We start from the raw sequence: 17,895 nt of genomic DNA, 5'->3' as shown, positions 1-17,895 counted from the left end.
CCTAGCGCGAATAACGCAATGCCACCTGTAGTCGGCGCCAGTCGTCTCTATTAAGTGCATCCCGCGCCAACACAAGGTGCAGGGTTGCGCCGGCCTGATCCCGCCCACGGATTACCAGCAGCCACTGCCACAATACCAACTCACCGCAAAACTCAAATTCACGCTCCTCACCATTCGCCCCCCGCCAAAACCAGCGGCGCTCATGAGTCGATAAAATTCCTACCATTCGCTCCAAGTGGCGCTTTTCTAAAAAGGCATAGACACTTACAAACAACAGCGAGGGCCAGAACAGCCAGAAAGGGAGGCCACATAGCCACAGCAGCAATACCGCTTGCACCGTGACAAACAACAAGAAAACAAGAAGGAGAGGCGATCGCGCAACAGCGCAGCTTAAGCGCGCGCTGCGCTCGTAATACCGCAGAGAATTACTGCTGTAACCCGGTGTTGTCACGAATAATCTGCACAATACGCAGCAAATCCGGATCGGCAGGATCTTCACGCCGTAGGAACCAGGCAAACAGGTCCTGATCCTGCTCATCCATTAGCCGCACATAGCGCTGCTGATCCTCTGGCTCCAGGGTCTCGTAGATATTATCCAGAAACGGCAGCAGCACCAGATCCAGCTCCAACATGCCGCGGCGGCTGGCCCAAAACAGGCGGTTGCGATCCATACTTCATTTCCAACCAGGTTAAAGCGCGCAGTATACCCGCTAGCTGGGCAAACTTGAAAAGGGGCGCGGCAATCCCCAATTAATGCCACCAAGACAACCGGAGGTGGCAACACTATGGACCAGCAACAGTGGCAGGATTTTCTCAGCAGCGAAGGCGCCATTTGGGAAGGCGGCAGAGCCCACTTCCCTCTTACCAGCAATGATAATCGCCAGGGGTTACATCTTATCGATCTCGGCCCCGTAGGCGCTGTTTCAGTAATCGGTCCCGATAGCCAGAAATTCCTGCAAGGCCAGCTCACCTGTGACCTTGTGAACCTACCCGATGGGCACAGCACCTTGGGCGCGCACTGCAATCCCAAGGGACGCATGATCAGTGCCTTTAATGCCCTGAAACTCTCCCAGAGCGAATTTATACTCCGCCTGCCCCGCGACCTGGCCCCGATTGCCCAGCAGGCGCTGGCGAAGTACGCTGTGTTTTTCAAGGCGGAGCTTTGCGATATCAGCGATGAATCCCACTGGCTCGGCCTGCAGGGTCAGGGTGTCGCGGAGCAGGTGGCAAAATTGCTCGGCTTCGAAGCCCCCTCCCCCGGTCAAATAGTCACTTTTGACTTTGAAGGTGAGCGCTGTATCGCCCAATTGGCCAACGTGTCCCAATTGGCTCTTTTATGTCCCGCCAGTAAGACACAAAAACTTTGGCAGATACTTTCCCCACACAGCGAAGCCACCGGCTACGACCAATGGCAAAAGGGACAAATAGAGGCCGGCATCCCCCAAATTGATGCAGCCACCTCTGAGATGTTTATCCCGCAAATGGCCAACCTGCACCTGCTCGGCGGCGTCAGCTTTAAAAAAGGCTGTTATACCGGCCAGGAAGTGGTCGCCCGTATGCAGTTCCGCGGTGCCGCCAAGCGCCGCCTGTACCGTGCAAAATGTGAGGGGGGTGATCTTCCCGCCAGCGGACTGGAAATTTTTGCCGACGGACAACAGAGCATCGGCAACCTGGTTGAAGCTTGTCATAGCGATGAGGGTATAGAGTTACTCGCCGTACTCACCATCGCCAAAGTTGCCGCTGGTGAACCCCTTAGACTAAAAGACGGCCGTACCCTGGTGATTCAAGATCTACCTTACGATGCCGATGCTGACCCTTTAGCTTAAAAGTCGATACTTAATCCGCACAAATTAAAAAGGCGACTTTCCGAGTCGCCTTTTTATATTTAAAAAATACAGACAATCGGCTACTGGTACAGGAAAGAAACCTGGGTAATTTTATTAGCTGATTTACGACAAGAGTAGCCACGGCCACTACACTGTTTATGCTATTTCCCGCTATAGCGGCAACGGGATAGCGATAGCAGGAGAAGAGGTTATTGAAAGAGATTGATCAGCTTATTATCGCCCTGGAAACCTGCATTGTATTGGCTGGTTTTGCCGCAATCATCGGTACCCTCCAGCCCAAGAAAACGAGAAAGGTCACCAAGGGAAGAATCGTCTCCCTCGCTATGATTATTTATATCAGTCTGGTCAATGCACTCCTCGCTGCCTTCACCCTAACATTATCCAACTTTGGTATAAGCGATCAAAAGCTATGGTCTTTAAGCAGCTTTGCCATGAGCGCAGCCATAACCTTTTCTATTATTTATCTCTGGATAAAAAAACGGCTAAAGACAGTGTCTAAAGCGGCCAAAATCACCTACTTCCTTCTTTTTGGATTTGCTGGAACCATGGTTCTTGTCAATCTTCTTAACGCTCTCGGAATTGGCTTTAACAAAGAGTACGGACCCTACTTTCTATCCTTTGTTTTTAATCTATTTGTCGTAGGGTATGCCTTTTCCAGACTATTGATGCGCCCAATGTGGGAAGTGGTAAGAGAAAATGAACTGAGAGGCCCCCTTAGAAAACACATAAGTCGGCGATAAACAGCTACTTTCATTGACTTACAATTAACTCTCTAGTCGCTTTAGAATAAGGCGATTAAGACATCAAGCAATCTCTGTTCTGTGCAAATTCTCAATAGAAGACGCTATCAGAAAAAAGCATAAACTATCCTTTAAGCACGAGTAATCCACTCCAACTAATCATCTCTGCCCAGGACGACAGCTGAAGATGGATAAACTGTCGGGACAAATTGATCAGCTGCTTCATATTATAGAAATCGCTATCATTTTGGCGGGATTTGCAGCGATGGTCGCAACATTTCAGTCACGAAAGGTGGAAACTATCTCCAGGGGACATGTCGTATCTCTTGCCATGATTGTCTATATCAGCCTGTTTAGCGCCCTGCTCGCAGCACTCTCACTTGCCATGTTAAATTTTCATATCAAGCCGGGATATGTGTGGTCTATCAGCAGTGCCTTGATGGGTGTAGCCACCACAGGATTTATCATTTATCTTTGGAGGAAAAGGCACTTTAAGTTTGTCTCAACCATAATGCGAATTACCTACTACGGACTCTTTGGTATAGCCTGTTCCGTGGTCATAATAAGCACCCTAAATGCCGCAGGAATATTCTTTGAAAGGGAGTTTGGACCCTACTTCCTGGCTTATATTTGTAATATATTTTTTGTGGGATTCGCATTCGCCAGACTATTGATGCGACCGCTTTGGAAGTCTGTTGAAAAAAAAGAGGACAGTCAATTACATCCTATTCGATCAAGAAGGCGCCGTTAAATGGAAAATTATTCCCACAGGTACCCCGCCATTATCCTCTATGACTCAGAAGTAAATGGGGTAAAGACCGCATACTTACTCATCACAATGCAAGATAGGCAAAGAGTCAGAAAAGAATAGAACCAAAACGAATTCCCCCTCCTGAATCACCCTACAACAGGAAACTCAAGTAGAATCGGCTGAAGCTTGGCAATGCGCCTCTATCTTTCTCAATTTCTCTACGGATGGAAACCCTGTCACCATCCCCCTAACCGTAGATTTGGTGACCGCAAATAGAGACTTATTGTCTTTCAGGTATCTAACCAACTCCTTTAAAGGTTTTCCCTTCTGACACAAAGCCTGCACTGCCGAATAAGTCCCATGGGACCATATACCAAAAACCAAGCATACACAGCTGCCTTTATGGTAAGGGTTCTGAGTGAAAAAGATAAATCCGTAATCGTCAGTAATTGACCCTTTTAAGGTATTCGTTTTGTATAAACTTTCATCAACCTCATCAACAGCAAAACGCCCCAAGAAATCCATCTTAAATTTTGCATCTATCTTCCTGGTAAGTAACAAATCACGACTAACAACATTTACAGCTGGCCCACCAACACAAATAAAGCTCTTATGATCACCAACAAAGTTTCTGGAATCATGAAAAATTACTTTTCTCTTTGGATATGCTTTTTCAATAGCATCCTTTAAAAGCTGTATCCCAAGAGCCTCATCATAGGGCAAAAACAATACATTATTCGGAATCTTACTTTGCTTATTGGTAATTTCAGAAAAAAGTGTTTTTTGCCTTATCAGAGGAAGCACTACATGAATTTCAGAGTCAGATTCACCAAGAAACTTACCCCATAAATTTTTGAAAGCTTTTGTATCAACCTTTTTCTTTAAAACTGCTCCAGAGCCAATAAAAGTTGCAGTGAGAAAGGCCTCCACAAATGGAGCCGAGAGGAAATCCATCAGAGAATCAATAAAATTGGTCAATACTAGCAGCACTTGCAGCCTCTCCCACTTAAGATAACAGATATCGAAAAAAACTTTACATACAGCCATCCATCGTAAAAGAAATTAAAAAAAAGAAAATCTCTTATTAAAAAAGCATATAACTTTAAACCAAAACAATTATAGACAGCCTATAAAACCAGCAACTATCAATTTGTTCGTGAGAGTCTTTTAGACGCATAAACACACAGGTGGAATAGCTGCGTTCAAACAAATGTCAAACGCTTATCAATATAGTTCAGCTTAATTGACAAAATATGCCCAGCTTACCCTTAAAGGTCGTAAGCTGGGATTGTATTTTGAGAAGTGATTTTTATCGAAGGGATATTTGCTATTAGACTTCTACAGCAACTCTTTTTAACTGATTCGCCTCAGGCAGGGCCCATTCAATGGGCTTCTCACCGCGCTCTTGTAGCCAGTGATTCGCTTGAGAGAAAGGTTTGGTGCCAAAAAAACCACGGTGGGCTGAGAGGGGGGACGGATGAGGGGCGCGTAGTACCAGGTGCTTATTGCGATCGATAAACCCGCCTTTCTTCTGCGCGTAACTACCCCAAAGTACAAACACTAGGCCTTCGCGCTCTTCCGCCAGTTTATGGATAGCGGCATCGGTAAACTGCTCCCAACCGCGACCCTGGTGGGCACCGGCCTTGCTGTCCTCTACCGTGAGGGTGGCATTGAGCAACAGTACTCCTTGCTCTGCCCAGGGTTGTAGACAACCGTGGTGCGCTGGGGGTATCCCCATATCAGAGTGCAATTCTTTGTAAATATTTTGTAACGATGGCGGGATACGCACACCGGGCATAACAGAAAAACACAAGCCGTGCGCCTGACCCACACCGTGATAGGGGTCCTGCCCCAGAATCACTACTTTCACCTGATCAAATGGGGTGGAGTTAAAGGCGTTGAAGATCTGCCCACCAGGTGGATAGATATGCTTGCCAGCCTCTTTTTCTCCCCGTAAAAACTGGCGCAACTCGGCCATATAGGGCTTCTTGAACTCCTCGCCCAACACATCGTACCAGGAGGGGTGAATCTTAACTCTGTCTGGAACCGGCATTATCTGACCTTCAAAATCTTTTTTACGTATTTTTGCAACTCGGGCACTACCTCTTCCTCAAACCAGGGCCTGCGCCGCAGCCATAACGTATTGCGTGGACTGGGGTGCGGCAAGGGGAAATACCCTGCTGGCAGGGCATCGCGGTAATGGCGCACATTCTCAGTAATGTTGCCATACCAGTGAGGCAGGTAGTGGCGCTGGGCGTATTGTCCCACCAACAGTGTGAGTTGCAAGTGAGGCAACTGTTGCAGCAGGCGCTTGTGCCAGGTTACAGCGCACTCGGGACGCGGCGGCAGATCGCCCCCCTTACCACGCCCCGGATAGCAGAAACCCATGGGGATAATGGCGATCTGGGATTCGTCATAGAAGGTGTATCTATCAATCGACAACCACTCCCGTAGGCGATCACCGGAGGGGTCGTTCCAAGGAATGCTAGTAGCGTGGACCTTAGTCCCAGGCGCTTGTCCGACAATCAACAGACGCGCAGAGGCCGCTGCACGTAGCACTGGATTGGGCCCTAAGGACAGATGATCCTCACAAAGACGACAAGCGCGAATTTCCTCTAATAAGGCAGGTAACTTTTCGACCACCACCTACTGCTCCACCTCGGGGAAAGCCAGTTGTAACAGAAGCCCTCTCCGATCTTGAGGGTCATGGATGCGGCTAATATTATCGTTGTCAAACACGATAAAAATACCCTGCTCACTCACAGCCAACCCATCGCCTCTGCCCCCAGTACGGGACACTTCGTACCTGAGTTCAGAGGAGTTTTCCTGATCCCAATAATCAAGACACCACTGCGCTTTCAAGCTTGGCAACTCCCTTCGACATACCGCGTAACCATTTGGTTCGAGGGTAAACAGAGCACCATCATAGTAATAGAGAGCCGCTAAATTTTCAGTTTGTCCGCGAAAATTCAAACCTGCGACTGGCGGCAGCTTGAAGATTTGTACGCTCTCTTTCGGGCCGATCTTCACCAGACCGCGGGGATCGCGCTCTATAGCAATCCAGAAATCATCGCCGATCTTCTGCAAGCCCACGCCTGAAAGGTTATATCCCTTTAAATAACCCTGAGCCTTGGCTGTCGACGACCACATATTTTCCAACCAGCGCCCTTCACCTTGCATATTTATTTCTGCAATACGGTTGTAGCGCTCGCTCAACAAATAAAAATTATTATCTGCACAGCTGATCCCCTCAAAGTCCATTGCCGCGGCCGGCCGGGTAAGCTCCAGTAGAAAGTGCCAAAAGTTTGTGGGCTTATCTTTTTGAGGAGTACCAAGCCCTGAGATAGTCAAATAAGGCACCAATTTCGCGTGCCTCCCTGCCACTACAATCTCATAAATCTCTTTTGATTTTTTATCGGAAATTGTAAAAAGCTTGCCATCACAAAAAGTTAAACCGGAAATGCTCAGTCCTGCACTGGCATCTACCCAGTAATGATTGAGTTTCTTGGCGGGAATAATTTCTGCAGCCATCCCCAGGGATGACAAATGTAAAAAAACCACACTAAAGAGGAAGCGCTTAATCACAGTCAATCCTGTTACAAGGCTAAGACAAGAGGCGATATTGCATTAGGAACATTTTTTTCAGGTGCGAACACTAACTACGATCTTAGTGCCGCCTCAGCCCTGAAAAGAAAAAACCCAAGCGCGACAGCGCCTATGACAAAAATTGCATTTCACTTTGCCGTCATAAAGATAATGGTTGAAGGCCCTAAGGATTACTATCAGGGAAGGCTAGATGCAGCAATAGGGCGCGCTTATCTTCCGGTGCCTGTGCACGGCCGACATTATTATTATCCAACACAACGAAAATACCTTGGGAATTGACAGCTAAGCCTTCTCCCTTGCCATAACGGGTTTCTTCATAAATCCGCTCGGGAGACTCCTCTATTGTGCGGTAATCCACACACCACTGAGCCTTTAGACTTGTGAGCTCCCTTCGACACACAGCGTGGGCATTGCGCTCCAGGGTGAAGAGGGCTCCGTCATAGTAGTCGAGACCGGTCAGGTCTTCTGAGCGCCCGTAAAAGTCCAGGCCAGAAACCGGCGGCAGGTTAAATGTTCTGACCTCGCCCTTGGCGTTGAGCCGCAGTAAACCACGGGGATCGCGCTCCATTGCCACCCAAAAGGTATTACCGGCCTTAACCAGCCCTTCACTGGAAGCGTTGGGCTTTTGCAGATAGCCCTGTGCCCTGGCTTTTGTTGACCAGATATGCTCGTGCCAATTCGCGCTGCCCCGAGCATCCACGCTGGCGATACGATTGTAATGCTCACTCACAAGATAGATGGTGTCATCAGCACAGCTGATACCCTCAAAGTCCAACTCGCCAGCAGGCCGGAAGAACTCGGTAAAGGCGACCCATAAACTCCCCGCCTGATCCTTACTGGGGATGCCCAGATCAGCGAGAAGTAGATGGGAGCGCAACTCGGCGCGACCGCCATCCAGTGTCAAAGCGTAAATCTCCCCAGAGTTCTTGTCGGAAACCGCCAACAACTTGCCAGCACAAAAGCTCAGACCTGAAATATCCAGCCCTTCGCTGTTATCCACCCAATAGCTGGCACGCAGCTTTGCGGGGGTAATTTCCACTGCCGCCGCCAGAGGCGAGAGCAACACAAAAGCAAAACTGAAGAGAAAACGTTTAATCACTGAAGAACCAATTAATCACGGAAGTTGTTAAATTGCAGCGGCTGCTCCAACTCTTTGCCACGCAGAAGGGCAATCACCTGCTGCAGATCATCGCGTTTTTTACCGGTAACCCGCACCTGATCACCCTGAATAGCAGCCTGCACCTTGAGCTTTTCATCTTTGATTAGCTTAACGATTTTTTTTGACAATTCTTTGTCTAGGCCATTTTTTAGGGTTACACCCACTTTAACCTGCTTGCCAGACTGCTCTTTTTCACCCACGTCCATCGCTAGTGGATCAATATCACACTTGATCAAAGCACCGCGCAGCAAATCCACCATTTGATCTACCTGCATATCGGCTTCAGCGCGCACCACCAGGGAAAAATCGCTCATCTCCACTTCCGCATCCACACCTTTAAAGTCAAAGCGATTGGTGACAGTACGGTTTACCTGATCTACAGCGTTGGTTAGCTGGTGCTTATCCACTTCAGATACAATGTCAAAAGAAGGCATTAATTTCTCTGCTCCTATTTCCAGATTTGCGGAGTAATCTCCGTATTGTGATTGTTATCGGCCAGCCAAATATGGCCATCTTGAATGGTGATACTGAAATCCATATTGCGTTCGGCCATCTGCGCCAGTTGCTCGGTGGTATCAGCGGCGAGATGGTAAACCCTGAGGTTTTCAAAACGCTCGAGCTGACTTTCCAGCTTTTGCCACCAGACCGGCGCAGTTCGCCGCCCGTAACTGTATACCAAAACCTGTCCGGCGCGGTTGCTGGCTTTACGCAAACGCTCCTCGGCGGGAAGACCCACTTCTATCCAAAGGTCAATCTCTCCACTGAGGTTCTTTTGCCACAAGTCCGCCTCCTCATCAGAGGAGAGACCTCGGGTAAACTCCAATGCATCGGACGCATTGTGTGCAAACGCCAATAAGCGCACCATCATGCGCTCATCCGTTTCCGAAGGGTGTCGCGCCAAAGTGAGCTGATGCTCAGCGTAGTAGTCGCGATCCATATCGGCTATTTGCACCTTGGCTTTGAAAATTGTTGCTTTTAGTGCCATTTCGGCTCCATCTCTACGCCACCTTTAGCACTGCAACTAAGGCGGACTATTCTTGGTTGGTGCACGGAAGATTAAGGATATTCCGCATGACCTCTGCGACCGGCGGCAGCCTGCCAATCTGGCGCTGCACCCTGCTGTGTCTGCTGGCAAGCTTTATCAGTGGCTGCGGCATCAACAATATCCCCACCTATGACGAGCAGGTGAAAGCTGCCTGGGCCCAGGTGGAGAATCAGTACCAACGCCGCGCAGACCTGGTACCCAACCTGGTTAAAACTGTTCAAGCCTACGCCGGGCATGAACGCGAGACCCTCCAGGCCGTTACCGAAGCGCGTGCCAAGGTGAACTCTCTACAGCTGGACGGAAATCTACTCAACGATCCGGCCAAACTACAGCAGTTCGAAGCCGCACAAACACAGCTCTCCAGCGCCCTGTCGCGGCTGATGCTAGTGGTAGAGCGCTACCCCGACCTCAAAGCCAACCAGAACTTCCTCAGCTTGCAGTCTCAGCTCGAAGGTACCGAAAACCGTATCAGCGTGGCGCGCCGGGATTATATCCAGGCAGTGCAGCGCTACAACCGTGAGATTCGCACTTTTCCCGGCCGTATCTGGCACGCGCTCCTCTACCGGGATATGCCGCTTAGGGAAACCTTCCAGGCTACCAGTGAGGGAGCTGAGAAGGCTCCGGAAGTCAACTTCCAATAGGCAGCTGGGAATCCCTTATGACACGCCCCTTTCTGACCTTAATAACGCTCATCACATCGCTGCTGGCCATGGTGCTGTGGGCCGAAGTGCAGATCCCCCCCCTATCCGGGCGAGTAGTGGACAGAGCTGAACTACTGACCGCCGAAGAGAGATACAAACTTACAGAATTGATTCAGCAATATGAATCTGAAAGCAGCAATCAACTGGTAGTGACCACTCTACCCGAGCTTCAAGGGATCACAATAGAGGAATATGCCAACCAATTGGCGAGAGAATGGAAGCTGGGGCAGAAGAAGAAAAATAATGGGATTCTCTTCTTAATAGCACCGAAGGAGCGCAAAGTTCGCATTGAAGTGGGCTACGGCCTGGAGGGCGCGCTTACCGATGCGCTATCAGCCAATATCATCCAAACCAAGGTGCTACCAGAATTCCAGAAAGGCGATTTTGCCAAAGGAATTAACGCCGGGGTGAGTTCCATCATTGCCGCCACCAAGAACGAGTATGTGGCTGAGCCGGTGGAAACCAAAAAAGACCGGCGCTTGGCCATTGTGGTTGGGCTATTTCTATTACTAGTGATGCTCCATCTATTCGGCAGCTCAATCCTCAGCTCCCCAGTTCATGGTCGCAACTACAAGCGCGGTCGCTTTGGTGGCTACTATGGTAGTGGCGGCTTCGGTGCCGGGCACTCTGGTGGCGGCTTTTCCGGCGGCGGCACGGGAGGATTTAGTGGAGGAGGTGGTGGATTTGGCGGAGGAGGTGCTTCGGGAGGATGGTAATGCTAAGTAGCAGTTATCAACGCCAGGTGGCCGAGGCTATCAAGGAAGTCGAAACCCATACCGACGCGGAACTAGTGGCAATTGTCGCGCGAGAAGCCGATAACTATTTATATATTTCTACCCTTTGGGCCGCCTTCATAACCCTATTGTTCTCGCCGCTTTTTCAATTCCTGCCCTGGTGGCTCAGTTTTCAACAAGCCTTCCTGCTTCAGTGGGTTCTGTTTATCGTTCTGGCAGTGTTCTTTCGTTGGCGGCCGATTACCATGCGTCTGGTGCCCAAGAAAATCAAATTCTGGCGAGCCTCAAACCTGGCCCGCCGCCAATTTCTGGAACAAGAACTGCACAGCACTCAAGATCGATTAGGTTTGCTGATTTTTGTCTGTGAGGCGGAGCATTATGTAGAGATACTGGCAGACCGCGGCCTTGCTCAGCATGTTTCCAATGACGATTGGCAGACCATCATTGAGCAATTTGTGCGGGAGCTTAAGCGCGGTAAGGCTGGAGAAGCGCTGTTACTCTGTATTGCACAATGTGGAGACTTACTAAAAGAGGCCGCCCCCAGTAGTGCCGTAAAGGATGAGCTGCCCAACCATCTAATCCTGATCAACTAACCCCATTCATAGCCCTATTTCTTCTGCAGGCGTGTTTTTAACGTCACAATATTCCCATATCTCTGCGCCAACTATTCCTTCTACTAAGCTGCAGCTAAGGAAACATTAAATACCAGAGACAGTTGGGATTGGCAAACGATGATATGATTTGGAATGTCACAAAATAGGACATAGCCTCCTGAATGTTGTGACCAATAAAAATGCCTGCCCCCTAGCTTCTATTACAAAAAAACTGCTAGCCACCCTGGAGGACAGGGTCCGCTTCAAACTCTTCAACAAAGATGGCTGGATGGTTTCTCAGAATTCATCAGATCAAATTTATCAAAAGGTAAATGTAGCTTTCGCACTGGACCAAACCACCAGATTCACTCATCAGCGCTCTGCTGCCTGATTACCAGTACAACAGGACGTCCTAGGAAAAATTCGAAATTACGACGACAGAAAGACAGATGGGCAAAATCCTCATTCCAATTTGGTTATTTATAACGATACTCCTATCACCGCTTATTCGCGCTGAATTTATTAGCCTTACTGGAGCGGAAACGGCACCAAATATCGCAAAAATAGAGATACTTAATAACAGCTTACACATCAGCCTAGAGATCTCCGCAGCTGATGCTGGTACTTTCTGGCCCAAATTACCACCAGCGGAAAGCATCTATGAAATAGCTCGGCTTGCCCAAACACAGAAAGAGTTCGCCATTGAAGTTCATTCTCCTGAAGGAAAAATTGAACCCACGACAACATCTATAAGGATTGCAGAGAGAAAACCAAGAAATTCCCCCTTTGCCGGGAAAATAGACCCCAGAACAGGGCTTCGTATGCCGGATTTCCCTTCCGATAAAACCATTATCCTGGCCAATATGGAATTTCCCATAAAAGGGTTGAGCAATCTGGAAATACGTCCTCCACAGAATACTGATGGCACAGCCTCAGTCACAATAGGGTTTACCAGCCAGCACGGCCATACACCAGTGAGTGGTTTCCAGTATTTATCTCAGACAGAAACTCTAAAAATCGACTGGAAAGATCCTTGGAATACTCACTTCGAAAATCAAAACATCAGCCAACATAATCGTTACCCCCTCAGGTCCTTTCTCTATGTAGAACCTCACCAGGTTCGTCACGAAATCCTACTGCGACCGAGGGATTTATTGCAATGGACTGATCAATCATTCAACGCCTGGCAACCACTCACAACCCAGCGCAGAAGAAAGCTACAAGAGACTGCAGAAAAATTTTTACTCAGAAAAAATCCCACTACCATCGACCAGGCTCTAGTTGAACCCATAAGCATAGAAACGGTATTTCTCAAAGCCAATAATTCTGGTTTTACGACCGTCAAGGAGAGCGAACTCATTGAGATTGGCTCCCTGCTGATCGGTTATCGAGAAAAATACCATATCAAAGAGTTACCACAGAGTGTCACAATCGACTGGAAGATTTTCACCGAGTCTATCAACTCAGTTCCCACGTTAATCCAGGACCCTGCCGGCCCCTTTCCCACCCATGTTATGCCAGATTTTCCCGATATCCAATGGCGAAACTATTTATACGATTATCGCGCTCCCAACAGTGCCCCGGTACCCGTTAAAAACACTAAAACCGCCATTCCCATGGCTGTGCTTTTCTCCTTCTGTTTCGCAGTATTTTTCATTCTTACTTTGCGAAGCAAAAAAGTGGAAACAAAGAACAAGCATCCAATACTTTTTTACAGCATCGTAATTATCTGCGCAGTCCCCATCTATTACGCCCTTCCAAGTGAACTACGCGTTTCCTTACCCGGAACCATCAACAAAAAAGAACTAAAAGAAATTACCGAAACATTACTTGTAAGGCTTTCCGCCGCCTATGAAGAGCCACAGAGTGAGGAATTACAGGTTCAACTTGCCAATCTGGTAAGCCGAGAGAAATTTAGCCACACGGTCAACAATCTTTCACAAATCTATCAGCCAACAACCAGTAGCGGCAATCGAGGTTCAATCAGATCCATACGTGACCTAAAAATCGAACACGTAGATCAATTAGTCATAAACGGAAATAAAACTTTCAGAATTGTCGGCAAGTGGCACTCATTAATAGAAGACTACAGCTGGGGGCATATGGAGCAATTACCGAGAGAAACCCGTGCGAGCATTGAAATTACCCAATCTGACAATTATTGGAAAATATCGGCCTTTATACCGCTTTCTATACGATAAACCTACCAAGAAACCTTACAGGCAATTATCCATGAGCAATCCATTTAATAGAATTAATAGTTGGGCCTTATCAGGTTTACTTTTTTTAATCGCCACAACTCCAGATTCAAAAGCCCATTTTACCTCAAGCCTTGACAAGCGGATCATTATTATTGAACACACACCCGAAGAGATAAATCTATATGTAAGATTACCTCTTTCATATCTACTTACCAATAAAGTAGAGCTCCATAAGGAAAGAACGCCCAAGACAACCTATAAACAATTCCCTTATATAAATAAGAACATAAAAAAAGGTGAATTAAAGTACTATGTAGACCTTCATCAATTTGCAGAAAACCCCACCGGGCTTGGCAAGCTTGCAGAAAAAACAACCAATATTTATTCTGAAAACAAACAACTTGAAGGACAAGTTCAAGCAGTACGACTATACCGAATTGGATATGAACCAAAATTCAAATCCTTAGAGGAAGCTAAGGACTCATTTATTAAAGATTATTTCCCCAACAATACCGGTGGTCCGATTTATGTTAATGATTCGCTGATAGACATTAAAATAAAGTACGATTTAATATCCCCAGTTTCAGAGTATCAATTATCAAGTAAACTCAACCCAGAAAGAATAGGTCAAGAAGAAATTAAGAATGATGTTTGGGAGTATCACCGTGAATACATAACAATCATAAAAAATGATGACCTTTTAAACTACCCCATATTATTTCAGTGTGCGAGCAAAGAAGCCGCTACAACCCACACAGAATGAAAAGGGTAAAACAAGATGAGTAAAGCCCACCATTCCATTGCTATAGCTTTAGCACTCCTCTCCATAGTAACTCTAATTGCGTCCTCCCCAAACAGCAAAGCCTACTTTACACTCTCTTCAAATATAAGGGTCTTACATATTGAGCATACTTCCAACCAAGAAAATTTCTATATGAGGCTACCTCTTATTTATTCACTAGGGAGTAAAACCCAGCGCATTATTGATCCCTTATCAAGCAAAATCACCAATCCCGAACCCTATATGCCCAACAGCTTGGTAGAGAATCAGCTGTTCAGCTCACTGAACCCGGGTCTGCTCAATCAGGAAAACATCGCAAACTTAATCCTCGACTACAACCCAGGAAAAACTCAGGTTTTTCGCTCTAGAGGGGTAATAAATAAATTTGCTCTAACTAGCCATTCCAATGTGGATTCTGTAAAGACCTTTCTCCTGCAGGGCATTGTGCATATTATTGAAGGATTAGATCATGTGCTTTTTGTACTCTGCCTAAGCCTTAGTGCACTCACCCTTCCCTTATTATTCTGGCGTGTCACTGGCTTTACCATCGGCCATAGTATTACCCTATCAGCGGGATTCTTTGGTTTTATTCCCACCGCTGCCTGGTTTATCCCATTAATTGAAACCGGGATCACTAGCTCTATTATCTATGTAGTCTGGCTTTCCTTAAGGAAACAATCCATCACTACAACATCCAGCGAGCGAACAATTTTTTTCACTGCTTGTATGCTGGGCCTACTACATGGACTGGGGTTTTCTTTTGTTTTGCACGATATACTCAGTATCAACTCACCTAATATTTGGCAGAGCCTGTTGGCATTTAACCTCGGCGTGGAAGCGGGTCAGATTTTAATAATTTTGGCAATCTGGCCTTTACTTGGCTAGGCGCCGACAGAAAGCATGGGAGACTCAACTACGCTATTCAATTGCCACTATGTGCTGTGCCCTTGCCTTAATCTGGACCTTTGAGAGGGGCTATGGGTTGATCAGTGTTATTTAGCAAGAAACAACATTTATTATGCTGGACAGTAAATCTACTAACACAAAGTTAAAAGTGGCTGTAGTTCAAGCCGCGCCCTGCTTACTGGATTTGCAAGCAGGAGTTGAAAAAGCGATCGCCTTTATTGATGAGGCGGGACAAGCTGGTGCAAAGATTATAAATTTCCCGGAGCTATGGCTACCAGGATATCCCTGGTGGATCTGGCTAAATGCACCAGCGGAGAATATGCAGTACGCCATTAACTATATCAAGAACTCACTCGTCGCCGATGATAAATTCGACCAAGCTCTACGCAAAGCCGCATGCCGCAATGGTATCCATGTGATTATGGGCCTCTCAGAACGAGTGGGCGGCAGCCTTTATATTGCCCAGTGGCACTATGGGCCTGAAGGAGACGTTCTCTGGCGCCGTCGCAAGTTAAAGCCCACCCATGTAGAGCGCAGTGTATTTGGCGAGGGAGATGGCAGTGACCTGATTGTTGCAGGAACCGAATATGGACGTCTGGGTGCCCTCTGCTGCTGGGAGCACCTGCAGCCTCTCATGAAGTTTGCACTGTACAGCCAGAATGAGGAAATACACTGTGCCGCAGCCCCCACTTACAGTCTTTATGCAAAGCTCTTCAAAGCATTTAGCCCAGAAGTCAGTATGCGCGTCTACCAAATCTATGCGTTAGAAGGGCAATGCTTTGTGTTATCTGCTTGCTCAATAATCGATAAAACTATCTTCAACCTGCTGGTTAAAAACGAACAGCAGGAAAGTTATTTAGAAATTGGGGGCGGTTACAGCCGAATCTTCGCCCCTGACGGATCAGAATTCAAAGATCATCTCCCCCACAACCAAGAGGGTCTATTGATTGATGAGATTGACCTAGACCAAATACTCGCCGCCAAAACCGCCGCCGATCCAGCAGGCCACTATGCTCGCGCCGATGCAGTGGCCCTATTGCATAACCATAGAGCACGGCGCTCGGTAATCGACTTTAACGAGATTAATTTTAAAGGAAGGCCAGAGTCTCCCTATTAAATCCAGCCCAAAATACCAGACAAGGAAGGAAATTCAGAGTTTTACTAATACCAGATCTGTTTAATATAGAGTTGTGACAGAAGAAAAACACCTTCATAAATTACGCATAGCTAAACGCCGCAATCAAACGCGGCTTACTTTTTGTATTATTTACACGGAAATAGGAGCGCTGTAGCCGCGCCAAAACGCACAACGTATGCCGTCGAGTGTATTACTTTTTTAGGCGCCGCGGTTGGCCCGCTTGTACTTTTCCTGATACTCCCGGCGCTGTTTAGTAACTTCATACAAAACAATTCCAGAAGTTGTTCCGAGATTCAGGCTTTCTATCATTCCAAACATTGGAATGGATACGCAGAATTCACTATTTTCAACTGCAAGATCACTTATACCTCTAGATTCATTACCAAACCATACAGCCAATTTTGGCTGTGTATAATCAGCCTCGTGCAATATAAAATTGTCTTTTCCTTTTACATGAGGTGAAGTGACGATTGAGGTATATCGGTTCTTCTCCAAATGAGCCAGACATTCTTCGGTGCTATCAAACCGCTTTACGAAGCTCCATTTGATTGCAGATACAGATGGTTTAGAAAGTGATTTCCTTTCTCTCATTTCCTGCCAATCATCAGGCAGTGAATTGCGTGGATCAACAATATACGTTTTTTCGACACCTAGCGCATTGACGTTTCTAATGACTGTTCCGATGTTCTTCATATCCATTGGATATTCGAGGACAGCGATAAGATTTTTACAGCGGTAAGGCTTGATTTCATTAGCTCTTTTCCGAGCATCACTTTTGTCGGCTTCCATATTCTTGTAGTTCTCAGATAATTTACTTACGCATAAACTCCGCAATAACCTGCATGGGTGAAATGATGACTTTATTGCGTTTTTAGGCAACAAAGGTGATACTTTACCCATACCCAAATTTATTGCTTTGTTATGCTTTCTGGGTAATTTTTATTCTTCAATGCCAGAACACCATCTAATGAAGGTGGTGAAAGAAGTTTTGAAGAATACCCTAACTTGTAACCTAGCTCCTGAACCGTGCTTTCAAAATTATCAGGAAATCTTCCTGAATTCGTAATTGAGTGGATTAGATTATAAGCTTCTTCATAAGGCTGCATGGTCTGGAACTTTCACTGCTTGAGTTTCGATGCCTGACCCAGATATTCTTCCCAACCATTTATATCAAGAACTTCAATCATAGGGTTGTATATTAAGACACTATTGTCGTACTTAACTGCTATGCCTTCCACCGAACTCTGCAAACTTGCGTATGCTGAGACAAGTCCTGAAAATTCACCACTGAGTTTTATGTTATCTACATCTATTTTGGCTGGCTTTCCTTGGGCCACTAGAGATCCGATTTCATCTAGCACTTTAAACGCAGCTACCATGAATTTTTCAGAGTCGCTTCCAACAACTTCTACCTGTTGAACAATGTTATTTTCTACAGATGCTATATCCTCCCAAAACATCTTTAAATTATTTGCTTGAGCAATAGACCAATCATGTTTATTACGCTCCTCTACCGCACTACTTATCGAATAGCCTAAATATGCTATAGAAACAGATATAGCAGTTGTAACAAATACTAAAATAGCAACGACTAAACTAATTGAAGCTATCTTATCTGCAGGCTTTAAAGCCACAAATTCCTGCCGCAAATCATTCATATCTTAATGACTCCTTTTGAACTGGTCTTACCCGC

The 17,895-nt window shown here is 46.6% G+C and carries 22 protein-coding genes; 10 read left to right on the top strand and 12 right to left on the bottom strand.

The genetic code is table 11. From position 1 onward, the window contains the following. Nucleotide 1: 1 nt before the first annotated feature. Both LC073_RS12085 and LC073_RS12080 read right to left on the bottom strand, forming a co-directional pair. Nucleotides 2–451 (bottom strand): protein YgfX, encoded by a 450-nt coding sequence (locus tag LC073_RS12085; protein WP_226647379.1) that lies wholly within the window; start codon nucleotides 449–451, stop codon nucleotides 2–4. After that, nucleotides 426–671, bottom strand: a complete 246-nt coding sequence (locus LC073_RS12080) for a succinate dehydrogenase assembly factor 2 (protein WP_226647378.1) — start codon at nucleotides 669–671, stop codon at nucleotides 426–428. Before LC073_RS12080 ends, LC073_RS12085 begins: the two co-directional genes overlap by 26 nt. A gap of 114 nt (nucleotides 672–785) precedes the next feature. Between LC073_RS12080 and LC073_RS12075 the strand changes: the two genes are divergently transcribed. The 3 genes from LC073_RS12075 (at nucleotide 786) to LC073_RS12065 (ending at nucleotide 3,338) form a co-directional block, all read left to right on the top strand. Further along, nucleotides 786–1,826 carry a YgfZ/GcvT domain-containing protein gene (locus tag LC073_RS12075; RefSeq protein ID WP_226647377.1) on the top strand — a complete coding sequence of 347 codons (1,041 nt, stop codon included), beginning with the start codon at nucleotides 786–788 and terminating at the stop codon, nucleotides 1,824–1,826. Nucleotides 1,827–2,038: 212 nt separating this feature from the next. Beyond that, a complete protein-coding gene (locus tag LC073_RS12070; RefSeq protein ID WP_226647375.1) occupies nucleotides 2,039–2,587 on the top strand; it encodes a hypothetical protein in 549 nt (182 codons plus the stop codon). A gap of 187 nt (nucleotides 2,588–2,774) precedes the next feature. Continuing rightward, nucleotides 2,775–3,338 carry a hypothetical protein gene (locus LC073_RS12065; RefSeq protein ID WP_226647373.1) on the top strand — a complete coding sequence of 188 codons (564 nt, stop codon included), beginning with the start codon at nucleotides 2,775–2,777 and terminating at the stop codon, nucleotides 3,336–3,338. Between the two features lie 165 nt (nucleotides 3,339–3,503). Here LC073_RS12065 and LC073_RS12060 read toward each other — a convergent pair whose 3' ends face one another. The 7 genes from LC073_RS12060 to LC073_RS12030 all read right to left on the bottom strand — a co-directional run bounded on the left by LC073_RS12060 (nucleotide 3,504) and on the right by LC073_RS12030 (nucleotide 9,088). Continuing rightward, nucleotides 3,504–4,328 (bottom strand): hypothetical protein, encoded by an 825-nt coding sequence (locus LC073_RS12060; protein WP_226647371.1) that lies wholly within the window; start codon nucleotides 4,326–4,328, stop codon nucleotides 3,504–3,506. Between the two features lie 340 nt (nucleotides 4,329–4,668). Then, nucleotides 4,669–5,391, bottom strand: coding sequence for a uracil-DNA glycosylase (gene ung, locus LC073_RS12055; RefSeq protein ID WP_226647369.1), 723 nt, complete (start codon nucleotides 5,389–5,391; stop codon nucleotides 4,669–4,671). Beyond that, nucleotides 5,391–5,984, bottom strand: a complete 594-nt coding sequence (locus tag LC073_RS12050) for a uracil-DNA glycosylase family protein (RefSeq protein WP_226647367.1) — start codon at nucleotides 5,982–5,984, stop codon at nucleotides 5,391–5,393. Before LC073_RS12050 ends, ung begins: the two co-directional genes overlap by 1 nt. Beyond that, nucleotides 5,985–6,923 carry an SdiA-regulated domain-containing protein gene (locus LC073_RS12045; RefSeq protein ID WP_226647366.1) on the bottom strand — a complete coding sequence of 313 codons (939 nt, stop codon included), beginning with the start codon at nucleotides 6,921–6,923 and terminating at the stop codon, nucleotides 5,985–5,987. It lies immediately after the preceding gene. Between the two features lie 184 nt (nucleotides 6,924–7,107). Next, nucleotides 7,108–8,043: an esterase-like activity of phytase family protein gene (locus LC073_RS12040; protein WP_226647363.1), complete on the bottom strand. Its 936-nt coding sequence runs from the start codon at nucleotides 8,041–8,043 to the stop codon at nucleotides 7,108–7,110. Nucleotides 8,044–8,054: 11 nt separating this feature from the next. Beyond that, entirely contained in the window at nucleotides 8,055–8,537 is a 483-nt protein-coding gene (locus tag LC073_RS12035) for a YajQ family cyclic di-GMP-binding protein (protein ID WP_226647361.1), read from the bottom strand. 14 nt (nucleotides 8,538–8,551) lie between these two features. Further along, a complete protein-coding gene (locus LC073_RS12030) occupies nucleotides 8,552–9,088 on the bottom strand; it encodes a YaeQ family protein (RefSeq protein WP_226647359.1) in 537 nt (178 codons plus the stop codon). 86 nt (nucleotides 9,089–9,174) lie between these two features. Between LC073_RS12030 and LC073_RS12025 the strand changes: the two genes are divergently transcribed. The 7 genes from LC073_RS12025 (at nucleotide 9,175) to LC073_RS11995 (ending at nucleotide 16,181) form a co-directional block, all read left to right on the top strand. Continuing rightward, complete coding sequence (locus LC073_RS12025; protein WP_226647357.1) at nucleotides 9,175–9,789, top strand: LemA family protein; 615 nt, start codon at nucleotides 9,175–9,177, stop codon at nucleotides 9,787–9,789. Nucleotides 9,790–9,806: 17 nt separating this feature from the next. Then, entirely contained in the window at nucleotides 9,807–10,565 is a 759-nt protein-coding gene (locus LC073_RS12020) for a TPM domain-containing protein (RefSeq protein ID WP_226647355.1), read from the top strand. After that, nucleotides 10,565–11,176: a TPM domain-containing protein gene (locus LC073_RS12015; protein ID WP_226647353.1), complete on the top strand. Its 612-nt coding sequence runs from the start codon at nucleotides 10,565–10,567 to the stop codon at nucleotides 11,174–11,176. Before LC073_RS12020 ends, LC073_RS12015 begins: the two co-directional genes overlap by 1 nt. 449 nt (nucleotides 11,177–11,625) lie before the next feature. Further along, nucleotides 11,626–13,377, top strand: coding sequence for a hypothetical protein (locus tag LC073_RS12010; RefSeq protein ID WP_226647351.1), 1,752 nt, complete (start codon nucleotides 11,626–11,628; stop codon nucleotides 13,375–13,377). A 31-nt stretch (nucleotides 13,378–13,408) separates the two neighbouring features. Then, nucleotides 13,409–14,140: a hypothetical protein gene (locus LC073_RS12005; protein ID WP_226647349.1), complete on the top strand. Its 732-nt coding sequence runs from the start codon at nucleotides 13,409–13,411 to the stop codon at nucleotides 14,138–14,140. 171 nt (nucleotides 14,141–14,311) lie between these two features. Further along, on the top strand, nucleotides 14,312–15,043 hold the full coding sequence (locus LC073_RS12000) for a HupE/UreJ family protein (RefSeq protein ID WP_226647347.1): 732 nt from the start codon (nucleotides 14,312–14,314) through the stop codon (nucleotides 15,041–15,043). A 133-nt stretch (nucleotides 15,044–15,176) separates the two neighbouring features. After that, nucleotides 15,177–16,181 carry a carbon-nitrogen hydrolase family protein gene (locus LC073_RS11995; protein ID WP_226647345.1) on the top strand — a complete coding sequence of 335 codons (1,005 nt, stop codon included), beginning with the start codon at nucleotides 15,177–15,179 and terminating at the stop codon, nucleotides 16,179–16,181. Nucleotides 16,182–16,400: 219 nt separating this feature from the next. On the opposite strand, the gene LC073_RS11990 is transcribed toward LC073_RS11995, so the two are convergent. From LC073_RS11990 to LC073_RS11980, 3 genes are all read right to left on the bottom strand, one after another. Next, nucleotides 16,401–16,991 carry a TrmH family RNA methyltransferase gene (locus tag LC073_RS11990; protein ID WP_226647343.1) on the bottom strand — a complete coding sequence of 197 codons (591 nt, stop codon included), beginning with the start codon at nucleotides 16,989–16,991 and terminating at the stop codon, nucleotides 16,401–16,403. Between the two features lie 119 nt (nucleotides 16,992–17,110). Then, the gene (locus tag LC073_RS11985) at nucleotides 17,111–17,308 is read right to left on the bottom strand and encodes a hypothetical protein (protein ID WP_226647341.1); all 198 of its coding nucleotides are present in this window, start codon (nucleotides 17,306–17,308) and stop codon (nucleotides 17,111–17,113) included. A gap of 12 nt (nucleotides 17,309–17,320) precedes the next feature. Continuing rightward, complete coding sequence (locus LC073_RS11980) at nucleotides 17,321–17,860, bottom strand: hypothetical protein (protein WP_226647339.1); 540 nt, start codon at nucleotides 17,858–17,860, stop codon at nucleotides 17,321–17,323. Nucleotides 17,861–17,895: the final 35 nt, after the last annotated feature.

Source organism: Microbulbifer variabilis (assembly GCF_020524905.1).
GTDB lineage: Bacteria > Pseudomonadota > Gammaproteobacteria > Pseudomonadales > Cellvibrionaceae > Microbulbifer > Microbulbifer variabilis_A.
This window is presented reverse-complemented; position numbering and strand designations above follow the sequence as displayed.